Annotated in this window: 14 protein-coding genes; 2 read left to right on the top strand and 12 right to left on the bottom strand. The window is 53.6% G+C overall.

The window, feature by feature from the left end; all coding sequences use genetic code 11:
* Nucleotides 1-26: 26 nt before the first annotated feature.
* From deoD to deoC, 4 genes are all read right to left on the bottom strand, one after another.
* Nucleotides 27-746 carry a purine-nucleoside phosphorylase gene (gene deoD, locus OGV69_RS10145; RefSeq protein ID WP_000224864.1) on the bottom strand — a complete coding sequence of 240 codons (720 nt, stop codon included), beginning with the start codon at nucleotides 744-746 and terminating at the stop codon, nucleotides 27-29.
* A 110-nt stretch (nucleotides 747-856) separates the two neighbouring features.
* Complete coding sequence (gene deoB / locus OGV69_RS10140; RefSeq protein WP_042312511.1) at nucleotides 857-2,080, bottom strand: phosphopentomutase; 1,224 nt, start codon at nucleotides 2,078-2,080, stop codon at nucleotides 857-859.
* A gap of 51 nt (nucleotides 2,081-2,131) precedes the next feature.
* The gene (gene deoA, locus OGV69_RS10135; protein WP_069324099.1) at nucleotides 2,132-3,454 is read right to left on the bottom strand and encodes a thymidine phosphorylase; all 1,323 of its coding nucleotides are present in this window, start codon (nucleotides 3,452-3,454) and stop codon (nucleotides 2,132-2,134) included.
* Nucleotides 3,455-3,561: 107 nt separating this feature from the next.
* Complete coding sequence (gene deoC, locus OGV69_RS10130; protein ID WP_165406788.1) at nucleotides 3,562-4,341, bottom strand: deoxyribose-phosphate aldolase; 780 nt, start codon at nucleotides 4,339-4,341, stop codon at nucleotides 3,562-3,564.
* Nucleotides 4,342-4,602: 261 nt separating this feature from the next.
* Between deoC and OGV69_RS10125 the strand changes: the two genes are divergently transcribed.
* Together OGV69_RS10125 and OGV69_RS10120 are read left to right on the top strand one after the other, a co-directional pair.
* Nucleotides 4,603-6,153, top strand: a complete 1,551-nt coding sequence (locus OGV69_RS10125; protein WP_069324100.1) for a YjjI family glycine radical enzyme — start codon at nucleotides 4,603-4,605, stop codon at nucleotides 6,151-6,153.
* A complete protein-coding gene (locus OGV69_RS10120; RefSeq protein WP_069324101.1) occupies nucleotides 6,125-6,988 on the top strand; it encodes a YjjW family glycine radical enzyme activase in 864 nt (287 codons plus the stop codon). The genes OGV69_RS10125 and OGV69_RS10120 overlap by 29 nt, the downstream gene beginning before the upstream one ends.
* A gap of 65 nt (nucleotides 6,989-7,053) precedes the next feature.
* Here the strand turns inward: OGV69_RS10120 and OGV69_RS10115 are convergent, their stop codons facing one another.
* From OGV69_RS10115 to holD, 8 genes are all read right to left on the bottom strand, one after another.
* Nucleotides 7,054-7,830: a metal-dependent hydrolase gene (locus tag OGV69_RS10115; RefSeq protein ID WP_069324102.1), complete on the bottom strand. Its 777-nt coding sequence runs from the start codon at nucleotides 7,828-7,830 to the stop codon at nucleotides 7,054-7,056.
* A complete protein-coding gene (locus OGV69_RS10110; protein ID WP_069324103.1) occupies nucleotides 7,827-8,900 on the bottom strand; it encodes a patatin-like phospholipase family protein in 1,074 nt (357 codons plus the stop codon). The genes OGV69_RS10115 and OGV69_RS10110 overlap by 4 nt, the downstream gene beginning before the upstream one ends.
* 121 nt (nucleotides 8,901-9,021) lie before the next feature.
* Nucleotides 9,022-9,183, bottom strand: coding sequence for a DUF1328 domain-containing protein (locus tag OGV69_RS10105; RefSeq protein ID WP_003019081.1), 162 nt, complete (start codon nucleotides 9,181-9,183; stop codon nucleotides 9,022-9,024).
* A gap of 127 nt (nucleotides 9,184-9,310) precedes the next feature.
* Nucleotides 9,311-9,928 carry a molecular chaperone OsmY gene (osmY, locus tag OGV69_RS10100; RefSeq protein WP_038636996.1) on the bottom strand — a complete coding sequence of 206 codons (618 nt, stop codon included), beginning with the start codon at nucleotides 9,926-9,928 and terminating at the stop codon, nucleotides 9,311-9,313.
* Between the two features lie 307 nt (nucleotides 9,929-10,235).
* Nucleotides 10,236-11,825: a peptide chain release factor 3 gene (gene prfC, locus OGV69_RS10095; protein ID WP_006686587.1), complete on the bottom strand. Its 1,590-nt coding sequence runs from the start codon at nucleotides 11,823-11,825 to the stop codon at nucleotides 10,236-10,238.
* Nucleotides 11,826-11,917: 92 nt separating this feature from the next.
* Nucleotides 11,918-12,598 carry a pyrimidine 5'-nucleotidase gene (gene yjjG, locus OGV69_RS10090; RefSeq protein ID WP_008786125.1) on the bottom strand — a complete coding sequence of 227 codons (681 nt, stop codon included), beginning with the start codon at nucleotides 12,596-12,598 and terminating at the stop codon, nucleotides 11,918-11,920.
* Between the two features lie 14 nt (nucleotides 12,599-12,612).
* On the bottom strand, nucleotides 12,613-13,059 hold the full coding sequence (gene rimI / locus OGV69_RS10085) for a ribosomal protein S18-alanine N-acetyltransferase (protein WP_038636994.1): 447 nt from the start codon (nucleotides 13,057-13,059) through the stop codon (nucleotides 12,613-12,615).
* A complete protein-coding gene (holD, locus tag OGV69_RS10080) occupies nucleotides 13,028-13,441 on the bottom strand; it encodes a DNA polymerase III subunit psi (protein WP_038636992.1) in 414 nt (137 codons plus the stop codon). The genes rimI and holD overlap by 32 nt, the downstream gene beginning before the upstream one ends.
* Nucleotides 13,442-13,540 lie beyond the last annotated feature (99 nt).

Here is a 13,540-nt window from a genome sequence, read left to right as displayed (position 1 = left end):
GCAGCGCCACCGGGCATCACACAGTCTTACTCTTTATCGCCCAGCAAAACAGATTCCAGCGCGATTTTGATCATGTCGTTGAAGGTCGTCTGACGCTCAGCGGCCGTGGTCTGCTCGTGGGTACGAATATGGTCGGACACGGTGCAGATGGTCAGCGCTTTCGCACCAAACTCAGCAGCAACGCCGTAGATGCCCGCCGCTTCCATTTCCACGCCCAGTACGCCGTATTTTTCCATCACGTCGAACATTTCGCCGTCCGGAGAGTAGAACAGGTCAGCGGAGAACAGGTTGCCTACGCGCGCGTCAACGCCCAGCGCTTTTGCCGCATCAACCGCGTTACGTACCATGTCAAAGTCAGCGATAGCCGCAAAGTCATGATCTTTAAAACGGATACGGTTCACTTTGGAGTCGGTGCAGGCGCCCATACCGATCACCACGTCGCGCAGTTTGACGTCCATACGCACAGCACCGCAGGAGCCGACGCGAATGATTTTCTTCACGCCGAAATCGGTGATCAGCTCTTTGGTGTAGATGGAGCAGGATGGGATACCCATACCGTGGCCCATAACAGAAATCTTACGGCCTTTGTAAGTACCGGTGAAACCTAACATGCCGCGAACGTTGTTCACTTCACGAACATCTTCGAGGAAAGTTTCAGCAATATGTTTTGCACGCAGCGGGTCGCCCGGCATCAATACGACGTCAGCGAAATCACCCATTTCTGCATTAATATGTGGAGTTGCCATCTTCAGTTCCTTTTACATTGTTGTTTTTGCCGGATGGCGGCTGCGCCTTATCCGGCCTACAAACGATTCCTGGTAGGCCGGATAAGCGTAGCGCCATCCGGCAACGGGCATTACAGCATGTTTTTACCGTAGTCCATTGGCGACGTACCGAAGTAGCTCGCCAGCGTCTGTCCGATATCCGCGAAGGTTTCACGGTGACCTAAAGAGCCCGGTTTCACTTTCGGACCGTAGATCAGCACCGGAATGTGCTCACGGGTATGGTCGGTACCGGTCCAGCTCGGGTCGCAGCCGTGGTCGGCGGTGAGGATCAGAATGTCATCTTCACCCACCAGTTCCATCAGCTCCGGCAGACGACGGTCAAACAGTTCCAGACCAGCAGCATAGCCCGCGATGTCGCGGCGGTGACCCCAGGAAGAGTCGAAGTCCACGAAGTTAGTGAAGACAATGGTCTCGTCACCCGCTTCTTTCATCTCTTTAATCGTGGCGTCGAACAGCGCATCCAGGCCGGTCGCTTTCACTTTTTTGGTGATACCGCAGTTGGCGTAAATATCCGCGATCTTACCGACAGACACAACATGACCTTTTTTCTCGTCAACCAGTTTCTGCAGCACGGTCGGCGCTGGCGGCTCAACGGCCAGGTCATGACGGTTACCGGTACGCTGGAAGTTACCGGCTTTATCACCGATAAACGGACGCGCGATAACACGACCGATGTTGTAACCGCCCTCGGTCAGCTCTTCACGCGCGATTTCGCACAGCTCGTAGAGTTTATCCAGGCCAAAGGTCTCTTCATGACAGGCAATCTGGAACACGGAGTCAGCGGAAGTATAGAAAATCGGCTTCCCGGTTTTCATATGTTCTTCGCCCAGTTGATCCAGAATCACGGTACCGGAAGAGTGGCAGTTACCGAGGTAACCCGGCAGGTTGGCACGTTTTACCAGCTTATCCAGCAGTTCCTGCGGGAAGCTGTTTTCGTGGTCGCTGAAGTAACCCCAGTCAAACAGAACCGGCACTCCGGCGATTTCCCAGTGGCCAGACGGCGTATCTTTCCCGGAAGAGAGTTCATGCGCCCATGCGTATGCGCCAATGACTTCCGCATTACCGTCCATACCAGCAGCAATTTTACCGGTAGAACCTTCGTGAGCCTTCACCAGGCCCAGACGGGTCAGGTTAGGCAGATTCAGTGGGCCTTTGCGACCATTGTCAGCCTCACCTTTCGCACAGGCTTCTGCAATGTGTCCCATAGTGTCTGAGCCTACGTCGCCAAAGCGATCCGCATCTTCAGTCGCACCAATACCAAAGGAGTCCAGCACCATAATAAATGCACGTTTCATCTTGTTCTCCATACATCTGCGCCGCAAAAAAGCGATCAGATCAGTATACAGTTATTCGGTTATACGACGATAGACTGTCGGTGTAATTTCTGGCGCTTTATTGTCAAGGCTAATTGCCGCTTTGACCGCTTTCGCCGCTTCCTGCCAACTGGCTTCATCTTTCGCGTGGATCACTGCCAGCGGACGCTGTCCGTCTACGCTGTCGCCCAAACGGGCCATGTCGCTAAAGCCGACGCTGTAATCGATGGTATCCGATGCCTGACGGCGTCCACCGCCCATGGAAACGACTGCCATACCCAACGCGCGGGTATCCATCGCGCTGACAAAACCCTCAGTATCAGCATATACCGCTTTGCTGAGCATTGCCGTCGGCAGATACTTCGCATAGTTTTCGACGAAGTCGGTCGGGCCTTTCTGCGCCGCAACCATACGGCCAAAAATTTCCGCCGCTTTACCGTTGTCCAGCACCGCCTGCAATTTCGCACGGGCTTCGGCGTCATCTTTCGCCAGATTGCCGGAGATCAGCATTTCCACGCACAGCGCCATGGTGACATCTAACAGACGTGGATTACGGTATTCACCTGTCAGGAACTGGACAGCCTCGCGGACTTCTACCGCGTTACCTGCGCTGGAAGCCAGCACCTGGTTCATATCGGTTAACAGCGCGGTGGTACGTACACCCGCCCCGTTCGCCACGCCGACAATTGCTTCGGCAAGGGCTTCAGAAAGTTCATAGGTCGGCATAAACGCGCCGCTGCCTACTTTCACATCCATCACCAACGCATCCAGCCCTTCCGCCAGCTTTTTCGCCAGGATAGAGCCGGTAATCAGCGGGATGGAATCCACCGTCGCGGTAATATCGCGGGTGGCATAAAAACGTTTATCCGCCGGTGCGAGCGAGCTGGTTTGCCCAATAATCGCCACACCCACATCTTTAATAATTTCACGGAAACGCGCGTCGTCCGGGAAGATATCAAACCCAGGAATCGCTTCCAGTTTATCGAGCGTACCGCCGGTATGACCCAGGCCGCGCCCAGAAATCATCGGAATATAGCCGCCACAGGCTGCCACCATCGGGCCTAACATCAGCGACGTTACGTCGCCCACGCCGCCGGTAGAGTGTTTATCCACAATCGGGCCGTTCAGTTGCAGGCTTTTCCAGTCCAGCACGGTTCCTGAATCACGCATTGCCATGGTCAGCGAAACTCGCTCAGGCATTGTCATATCGTGGAAGAAAATGGTCATCGCCAGGGCGGCGATTTGCCCCTCAGAGATAGTGTTGTCGCGAATCCCATTGATAAAGAAACGAATTTCTTCATCGCTCAGCGCATGACCATCACGTTTTTTACGAATAATTTCTTGTGCGAGAAACACGGTAACCTCCCGATTATGGGCCGGGTAAGCAGTGCGCTCCCCGGCTAGTCGTATTGATGCCGGATGGCGGCTTACGCCTTATCCGGCCTACGATGGGCAATTCAAACTTAGTAGCTGCTTGCGCTCTTACCGTCGCCGTGACCCAGCGCTTTGAGCAGGCTCGCCAGCAGGCTGGATGCGCCAAAACGGTAATGGCGGGAATCTGCCCAGTCAGCACCAAACAGTTCGTCAGCAATCGCCAGGAACTGCTGTGCATCTTCTGCAGTACGCACGCCGCCAGCGGGTTTGAAACCAACGGTTTTAGAAACGCCCATATCACGGATCACTTCCATCATGATGCGTGCGCTTTCCGGCGTCGCATTGACCGGTACTTTACCGGTAGACGTTTTGATGAAATCAGCACCCGCTTTGATAGAAATTTCAGACGCTTTGCGAATCAGGGCTTCTTCTTTCAGCTCACCAGTTTCGATGATCACTTTCAGCAGCACATTTGCTGCCGCACATGCATCTTTACAGGCTTTAACCAGATCAAAACCAATCTGCTCATTACCCGCGATCAGCGCACGATACGGGAACACCACATCAACTTCGTCAGCACCGTAGGCAATCGCCGCGCGGGTTTCAGCCAGCGCGATCTCAATGTCGTCATTGCCGTGCGGGAAGTTGGTGACGGTGGCAATACGGATATCCGGTGTGCCCTGCTCTTTCAGGGTCTTACGCGCAACAGGAATGAAACGTGGATAGATGCAAATTGCTGCCGTATTGCCAACCGGGGTCTTCGCCTGATGACACAGCGCGATCACTTTTTCATTGGTGTCGTCGTCATTCAGGGTGGTCAGATCCATCAGTTTCAGTGCACGCAGGCTGCTTGCTGTTAAATCGGTCATAACATTCTCCAACGGCATCGCCGTATAAAATTTCACCTTGCGAGTTTGTTAGTATTCTAACATCCGCTCGCGATTACACTTCGATATACATCACAGTTAATGAAAACCACATACAGATTTGCATTACTCTAATGAGATCTGCTTCAAATAATTCACCTTTACACCACAGGTGCGGTGGCATCAGACGCATCCGGATCAAAGGTTGCGGCGGCATAGCTTTCTACAATGGCGCTATACCTTCGGCACATAAAGGAACCAACGATGCCCACTTCAAGCGAATTCGCGCTGCAACAGCGGTGCCAACAAATCGTGACCAGCCCGACGCTCAGCCCTGAGCAGAAACGCCACTTTTTGGCGCTGGAGGCTGAAAACGCGCTGCCTTATCCGCCACTGTCCGCTGAGGCCCGCCAGGCGCTGGATGACGGGGTGATCTGCGATATGTACGAAGGTCATGCCCCGTTCAAACCGCGCTATGTGCTGCCTGATTACGCGCGTTTTTTGGCCAACGGTTCCTCATGGCTGGAGCTTGAAGGCGCCAGCGACCTTGATGATGCGCTGTCCTTGCTCACCATCCTGTACCACCACGTTCCGTCAGTGACCTCGATGCCGGTCTACCTCGGTCAGCTCGACGCTCTGTTGCAACCGTATGTTAGAATTCTAACACAAGAAGAGATCGATATTCGAATAAAACGTTTCTGGCGTTATCTCGACAGAACCCTGCCAGACGCGTTTATGCATGCCAATATCGGCCCTGCCGATACGCCAGTCACCCGCGCAATTTTACGTGCAGATGCAGAGTTAAAGCAGGTTTCACCGAATCTGACATTCATTTATGATCCGCAAATTACCCCTGATGATCTGCTGCTCAACGTGGCGCAAAATATCTGCGAGTGCAGTAAGCCGCACATATCCAACGGCCCCGTAAATGATAAAATTTTCACAAAAGGTCAGTATGGCGTCGTGAGTTGTTACAACTCTTTACCGCTCGCCGGGGGCGGCAGCACGCTGGTCAGGCTCAATCTGAAAGCCATCGCAGAGCGCAGCACCTCTGTCGATGACTTCTTTACACGCACCCTACCGCACTACTGCCAGCAGCAAATCGCCATCATTGATTCACGATGTGAATTCCTCTACACGAAATCACATTTCTTTGAGAATAGCTTCCTCGTGCAGGAAGGGTTGATTGATCCCGAACGTTTTGTGCCGATGTTCGGGATGTATGGTCTGGCGGAAGCGGTAAACCTGCTGTGCGAAAAGGCAGGACAAAGCGCCCGCTACGGGAAAGATGCGTTCGCCAATCAGCTCGGGTATCGCATTAGCGCCCAACTGGCGGAGTTTGTCGAACGCACGCCGGTGAAGTATGGCTGGCAGCAGCGCGCGATGCTGCATGCACAGTCGGGGATCAGTTCTGACATCGGCACCACGCCCGGCGCGCGTCTGCCTTATGGTGATGAACCTGACCCCATCACCCATCTGCAAACCGTCGCGCCGCATCACGCATATTATCACGCCGGGATCAGCGATATCCTGACGCTGGATGAAACCATCAAGCGTAATCCACAGGCGCTGGTGCAACTGTGCCTCGGCGCGTTTAAAGCCGGAATGCGTGAATTCACCGCCAACGTGAGCGGCAACGATCTGGTCCGCGTCACGGGCTATATGGTGCGCCTGTCGGATCTGGAAAAATATCGTGCCGAAGGATCTCGCACTAACACCACCTGGCTTGGTGAAGAGGCCGCACGCAATACGCGCATTCTGGAACGACAACCTCGTGTGATAAGCCATGAACAGCAGATGCGCTTCAGTAAGTAAACTGATCCCTTTCTCCTGCGTCGACGGGCCGGGCAGCCGCCTGGCTCTGTTCCTGCAAGGGTGTAATCTGCGCTGTAAGAACTGCCACAATCCATGGACGATGGGGCGCTGCAACGACTGCGGAGAATGTGTGCTGCATTGCCCGCATGAAGCGCTAAGCCTGAGTGCAGGAAAAGTATGGTGGCAGTCCGATGTGTGTCAGCAGTGCGACACCTGCCTGCGCCTGTGCCCGCAGCAGGCGACGCCGATGGCGCAAACCATGAGCGTTGATCAGGTGCTGCAGCATATTCGCAAGGCAGCCCTGTTTATTGAGGGAATTACGGTCAGCGGTGGCGAAGCGACTACCCAGTTGCCGTTTATTGTGGCGCTGTTTACCGCGCTCAAAAGCGATCCTCTGCTGCAACATCTGACCTGCATGGTCGACAGCAACGGCATGCTGAGCGAAACCGGCTGGCAAAAACTATTGCCGGTGTGCGACGGGGTAATGCTCGATTTAAAAGCCTGGGATAGCACGTGCCATCGCCAGCTTACCGGTCGAGATAATACGCTGATTAAACAAAGCATTACCTTTCTGTCAAGGCAGGGAAAGCTTGCTGAGCTACGCCTGTTAGTGATCCCCGGTCAGGTGGATTATTTGCAGCATATTGATGCGCTGGCGGCGTTCATTAAGCAGTCAGGCGAGGTACCGGTGCGACTGAATGCCTTTCATGCGCATGGGGTGTATGGCGAAGCAAAAGACTGGCCGAGCGCAACGCCAGAGGATGTGGAGCAACTGGCGGCAGGATTGCGCGAGCGTGGGGTGGATAACCTGATTTTCCCGGCGCTGTATCTGTGACTGCCGGATGCGACGGCATCATAGGTAGGCCGGATAAGGCACAGCCGCCATCCGGCGCCCAACAATCACACATTAAACAACGCGGTCGTATTGCGATACAGCGCATCTGCTATCACGTCCGCAGGCTCTTGACGCAGTTCGCATAATGTCTCAAACACTCTGAGGGCCTGCTCGGGGCGATTGGGCTGCCCCTGAAAACCATTGAGCGGCATGTCCGGCGCGTCGGTTTCCAGCAGGAGTGATTCCAGCGGCAGTTGCGCCATCACCTCACGGGTTTTACTGGCGCGTGGATAGGTAATGGTGCCGCCAACGCCAATTTTGTACCCCAGTTGCACAAAGCGTTGCGCCTGCTGCAAACTCCCGGAAAAACCATGCACCACGCCGGTTCGTGGCAGAGCATGACGTTTCAGATGCATCGCCAATTTGTCATGAGTCCGTCGCGAATGCAGGATCACCGGCAGTTCATAACGCTTCGCCAGGTTAAGCTGCGCGTCCAGCACGCGTTCTTGTTTATCAAATTGCGGATCGTCCCGATAAAGGTCCAGTCCAATCTCGCCTACGGCTACCAGCTTTTGCGGGCGCGTATCCAGCGCCTGCTGCAGTTGGTCCAGACTGTCATCGCCGTGTTGTTCAATAACAATCGGATGCAGACCCAAAGCCGCAAACAACGGCGGATACTTTTCCGCTAACGCCAGTACGCGGGAAAAGTTTGCCGCCTGCGTCGCCGGAACAATGATGCAATTCACACCGACCGCCGCGGCACGTTGAATGCTGGCGGGCTCATCATCGGTAAACGGCGGGAAATCAAAGTGACAATGTGTATCAATGAAACGAAAACTCACGCCAGATCCTCGCTATCAAACGTTGTATCGTTAGCCTGAGGCGCATTGGTCACCACGGGCGCGTGGGCATCGTTGGCCACCGGTGCGGGAGGAACCACCACCGGTCCCGGCACGACAATCTTCGGCGTCTGACGAGGCAATGGCGCGTTTTTCGCCAACAACTTGCCGACGGTGGCAAGGAAGTAACGACCACACAAACGCCCGGTCTTATAGTCTTCTCGCAGCGCCGGAATACGGCTCCCCAGCGCCATGCTGTGGAGCGGTTTAGGCGGATAGATCTCAAAGATTCTCAGCTTACCCGGCGGCTTTTCAATAAAGCTCTGGATCGCGCGATAGCTGGTTTCATGGTGCTGGACCAAATTCAGCAACGGTTGCAGACTGCTTTCGCCCAGCCAGCGCTCCATACGTTTGAACCACTGCGGGGTGTAGTACATTTGCGAAGGCACAGTGCGGATCACCACCAGCGTTTTTGCGCCATGCTTCGCCGCTTCCTGTACGGGTATGGCATCGCTGACTCCCCCGTCCAGATAGTTCACACCGTCCAGCGCAACGCCAGTGCGGTAGAATCCCGGAATAGCGCTGGAGGCGCGAATGAGATCGAGCCAGTTTTGCCGGTTTGGCGAAAAATAACCAGGCGTATAATCATCACCCCGGCAGGCGCACATATAAAACGCTTTCCCTGAGGCAAACAGGCGCTCGGCGTTATCCATCGCCAGCGGCATTTGGGATGCGGTCGAATCCACCAGCCAGTCGAGATCGATTAAGTTTCCCCCGCGCACAAAGCGCACCGGGTCAAAAAACTCACGGCGGGTGGTGTAACGCATAATGACTTTACGACCATAACCGGGCTGGTTACAAAGATAGGCTGAAAGGTTTTGCGCCCCGGCGGACGTCCCGTAGTAAAGGTCAAAGGGATTAAACTGCGCACGCATGAACTCATCCAGTACGCCAGCGGTAAAGATTCCTCTTTGTCCCCCACCCTCACACACCAGCGCCATACTGCCTGGTTGAAACGGACGTAACGATAACGGCGCAATATTACCGAGCGTGACGGGTATTCTCTGCCCCACCTCTGCCTTCCTGTTATTTTTGTACTGGAACAACAAAGTAACGCAAATTGCCTGACGCTAAAACCGTAAAAGCCAGTCCACTGGACTGGCTTGGTAGCAAGTTATCTTTACGGTTTACTGACTAGGGTCGTTTACGCCCTGTAAACAGGCTGACCAGAAACAGAATGATCCCCACCACGAAAACAATTTTCGCTGCGCCTGCAGCGGTACCAGCCAGTCCACCAAAACCCAGTGCGGCGGCAATTAACGCGATAACCAGAAATATGATGCCCCATCGAAACATGCGCTTCTCCTTTACCATAGTTAACGTCACCGCTTGTTATGAGCGCTCAGGCTGCTCATCGGCGATATTTTTAGTGTGGTGCACAACACGCCTCCCGACAAACGTCAGGAGGACGAATTAAGTCGAATTACTGAGTTTTAAGGTCGTTTTTGACGCTTTTCACGCCATCAACGGCTTTGGCGATGCTCTCAGCACGATCGCTTTGTGCTTTTGAGTCAACGGTGCCGGAAAGTTGAACCACTCCATCAGTGGTCTCTACTTTCACTTTACGGGAAGGGACAATGTCATCAGCCAGCAGTTTTGCTTTAACTTCGCTGGTGGTTGCCGTGTCGCCCGCATAGCCTTTTACGGATGTGCTTTTGCTGTCGCGTACGTGTAGTTTGTCGCTCACTGAGGTTACGCCCTCAACGCCTTTGGCCACTTTCACGGCTTCTTCAGCCTGTGCCTGGCTTTCAACAAACCCGCTTAACGTCACCACTTTCTGGTCTGTTTTCACAGAAATATCGGTGCTCTTGATGCTTTCGTGATCCACCAGCGCAGCTTTTACTTTTGCTGTGATAGTGCTGTCATCCATGAAATTACCGACTTTGTTCATAGAGCTATCGACTTTCTGCCCCGCACTTTCGACACCAGATTGCGCTTTATCCGTCGTGGCGTTTTCTGCAAAAGCAGAACCCGTTGCAACAGCGGAGGTCAGCATCACGGCCAGCAGCGTTTTAGAAATCTTAAGTCCTGTCATTGTCATCGATGTATTCCTGTATGTTTTGCTAAAAGCGATGGTCTGCCGTAAAACGGCGTTAACCAGCAACTAATCTTGTAAGTGGAATAAATATCAGCAATAGAAGCTGCAACAGGCAGCCTAAAAAGCATTTAACGCCGATATTTATGTCATCACATTGTTAAATATAGTTCAGGATTTCGTGATCGCAGTCCGGATTGACTAAAAAACAGGCAAACAACAGAAAAACGAGAGGTTTTAAGAACATTCCGCAAGGGATTTAAAAGACAGGGAAAGTTGCAGGGCACGGCGAATACCGTGCCCCGGAAGGCGATTAGTGTTCGCGCGTTTTGCGGAACTGAACGTCAGGGTAACGTTCCTGGGTGAGATTCAGGTTAACCATGGTCGGTGCGATATAGGTGAGGTTATCGCCGCCATCCAGCGCCAGCTGCACTTCGTTTTTACGCTTAAATTCTTCGAATTTTTTCACGTCAGAACATTCTACCCAGCGCGCGGTCGCCACGTTGACAGACTCATAAATCGCTTCAACGTTGTACTCGCTCTTCAGACGCGAAACCACCACGTCGAACTGCAGCACACCAACAGCGCCCACGATCAGATCGTTATTAGCAATTGGACGGAAGACCTGCACCGCACCCTCTTCCGACAGCTGAACCAGCCCTTTCAGCAGTTGTTTCTGCTTCAAAGGATCTTTCAGGCGAATACGACGGAACAGCTCCGGCGCGAAGTTCGGAATACCAGTGAACTTCATCATTTCACCCTGGGTGAAGGTATCGCCGATCTGAATAGTGCCATGGTTGTGCAGACCGAGAATATCGCCCGGATACGCTTCTTCCACATGAGAACGGTCACCGGCCATAAAGGTCAACGCATCGGAGATCACCACGTCTTTACCAATGCGTACCTGACGCATTTTCATGCCTTTCTCGTACTTACCGGAAACCACGCGCATGAACGCCACGCGGTCACGGTGTTTCGGATCCATGTTGGCCTGGATTTTAAACACGAAGCCGGTGAACTTCTCTTCTGAGGCTTCCACGGTGCGGGTATCAGTTTTACGCGGCATCGGCGCAGGCGCCCACTCCACTAAGCCGTCCAGCATATGGTCAACGCCGAAGTTACCCAGCGCGGTACCGAAGAAGACCGGGGTGATTTCGCCCGCGAGGAACAGATCATGGTCGAACTCGTTAGACGCGCCCTGCACCAGCTCCAGCTCGTCGCGCAGCTGCTGCGCCAGATCTTCACCTACGGCGGCATCGAGTTCCGGGTTATTCAGCCCCTTAACAATACGCACTTCCTGAATGGTGTGGCCTTTACCCGTCTGGTACAGGTAAGTTTCGTCTTTATAAAGATGATAAACGCCCTTGAACAGCTTCCCGCAGCCAATCGGCCAGGTGATCGGCGCACAGCCGATTTTCAGCTCGTTCTCGACTTCATCCAGCAGCTCCATCGGGTCACGGATGTCACGGTCGAGTTTGTTCATAAAGGTCAGGATCGGCGTATCGCGCAGACGGGTAACTTCCATCAGCTTGCGGGTACGATCCTCAACGCCTTTCGCGGCGTCGATAACCATCAGACAGCAGTCTACCGCCGTCAGGGTACGATAAGTATCTTCGGAGAAGTCTTCGTGCCCCGGGGTGTCCAGCAGATTCACCAGGCAGTCGTGATACGGAAACTGCATTACAGAGGTGGTAATGGAGATACCACGCTGCTTTTCCATCTCCATCCAGTCAGATTTCGCATGCTGGCTGGAGCCACGGCCTTTTACCGTACCGGCGGTCTGAATCGCCTGTCCGAATAACAGCACCTTTTCAGTAATGGTCGTTTTACCGGCATCCGGGTGAGAAATAATGGCAAAAGTGCGGCGTTTGGCCACCTCTTGCAAATAAGGAGACAACGTCATAGTCAAATCTTCTTAGGTAAGCACGGCAACAGGCCGTGCAAGTTGAATACGAAAAATTGCGGCTATTTTACCCATCAACGGGGGGGAGGCAATCAGTGTTTACACAGGAGCTGCTCCAGTTCGCTTAATGACGCGACCGTCCAGGTCGGCTGAATGCCAGCTGGCTGCTCGCGATGGTGCGTATTTAGCCAGCAGGTGGATAGCCCGGCGTTAATGCCGCCAAGAATATCGGACTCTGCGGTATCGCCCACCATCAGCACGCGGGAACGGTCAGGATTGCCCGCCTGCTCCAGCGCATGGTCAAAAATACGGGGATCGGGTTTTGCCACCCCAACCTGCTCAGAAATCACCAGCAGATCGAAATAGTCGCGCAGCCCCGTCCGCTCAAGGCGGATTTGCTGCAACGCCGTAAAACCGTTAGTAATGATGCCAATTTTCGTTTTATCACGAATCGCATTGAGCAGAGAGACCGCCCCTGGCAACGGCGAGCAGATCTCAGCCATCGCATTGATAAATGCGTCATTAAGCTGGCCTGGTTCGACCTTCAGGCGTTCAGCCCAGCTCTGGAAACGGGCATGCTGCAATTGTAATGACGTAATCGCGCCGTTTTGATAATCCACCCATAGCGGTTTATTCACGGCCTGGTAGTCCTGAAAATCTTCAGCGGTAAAGGTAATGCTATAGTCGAGAAACATCCGCTGTAAGCCGGTAAACGAGTCAAACGTAAACAGCGTTTCGTCGGCATCAAAGAAAATCCAGTCCCACTTCTTCATCATTACACCTTGTCTTACATGCTGATTGGCAATGCCATGATAATGGCGTCTTCATGACCATCGGCCGTCGGATAATAATTGCGCCTGATCGTCGCCTCGTTAAAGCCCAGGCTTTCATACAGCGCGATAGCGGCAGCATTTGAGGCGCGCACTTCCAGCCACAGCGTCAAAATGCCGCGCTTTTCCAGCTCATCGATCAGGTGCTCCAGTAGCTCGCGCCCCAGGCCCTGGCGCTGAAAGTCAGGATCGACGGCGATATTGAACAGCGTAGCTTCATCCAGTACCACCTGCGTAATCGCAAAGGCGGCCATCACGTCGTCAACCCTCAACTGAAAATTGAGGTAGCGATCGCCCTGGTTGCTGGCAAATGTTTTTTCACTCCACGGAAAAGCGTGGGCGCGTTTTTCAATCTGAAATGCTGCAGGTAAATCAGTCGGTTCGAGGGAAGAAATCGTGTTCATATGCGCAGATTTGTTGCCATAACGCGGCGCGGGCCGCTGGGTTTTCCCGTAATTCATTAAACGCAGGACTCTCGACCTGAGCGCCTTCCAGCAGCAGCGGCTCTTCGGTTCCCAGCCGCCAACTATTACAGCGACTGCCCTGCGGCAGCATGGCGACACGGTCAGGCGTCAATTGTAAAACCTGATCCGGGCTGACGGTTATTGCGCGTAAAATATCGCTCATTAACGGTTCGGTTAGCGCGGGTAGTTGTGCAGCAACCATCACTAAACGGATATGCGCAGGAATGGAGATCGCGATTTCGCCCTGCAGTGCGCCAGGACGACGCAGCGACCACTGCGTAATGCCCAGTTGCTGTAACTGCCAGTCTCGTCGGGATGTCATAGCGAAACACTCCTGTCTATCAGGGGCGCAAATATAGCAAATTTGTCGAATCCGTGCCATCAAACAACTATAATCCCCGGCTGTACAATTTAAGGAGCA

Source organism: Citrobacter sp. Cc139 (assembly GCF_030334645.1).
GTDB lineage: Bacteria > Pseudomonadota > Gammaproteobacteria > Enterobacterales > Enterobacteriaceae > Citrobacter > Citrobacter werkmanii.
This window is presented reverse-complemented; position numbering and strand designations above follow the sequence as displayed.

Coding starts and splice junctions, on each gene's coding strand:
- deoD (WP_000224864.1), bottom strand. CDS start 746: ATGGCAACTCCACATATTAATGCAGAAATGGGTGATTTCGCTGACGTC.
- deoB (WP_042312511.1), bottom strand. CDS start 2,080: ATGAAACGTGCATTTATTATGGTGCTGGACTCCTTTGGTATTGGTGCG.
- deoC (WP_165406788.1), bottom strand. CDS start 4,341: ATGACCGATTTAACAGCAAGCAGCCTGCGTGCACTGAAACTGATGGAT.
- OGV69_RS10125 (WP_069324100.1), top strand. CDS start 4,603: ATGCCCACTTCAAGCGAATTCGCGCTGCAACAGCGGTGCCAACAAATC.
- OGV69_RS10120 (WP_069324101.1), top strand. CDS start 6,125: ATGAACAGCAGATGCGCTTCAGTAAGTAAACTGATCCCTTTCTCCTGC.
- OGV69_RS10105 (WP_003019081.1), bottom strand. CDS start 9,183: ATGTTTCGATGGGGCATCATATTTCTGGTTATCGCGTTAATTGCCGCC.
- osmY (WP_038636996.1), bottom strand. CDS start 9,928: ATGACAATGACAGGACTTAAGATTTCTAAAACGCTGCTGGCCGTGATG.
- prfC (WP_006686587.1), bottom strand. CDS start 11,825: ATGACGTTGTCTCCTTATTTGCAAGAGGTGGCCAAACGCCGCACTTTT.
- yjjG (WP_008786125.1), bottom strand. CDS start 12,598: ATGAAGAAGTGGGACTGGATTTTCTTTGATGCCGACGAAACGCTGTTT.
- rimI (WP_038636994.1), bottom strand. CDS start 13,059: ATGAACACGATTTCTTCCCTCGAACCGACTGATTTACCTGCAGCATTT.
- holD (WP_038636992.1), bottom strand. CDS start 13,441: ATGACATCCCGACGAGACTGGCAGTTACAGCAACTGGGCATTACGCAG.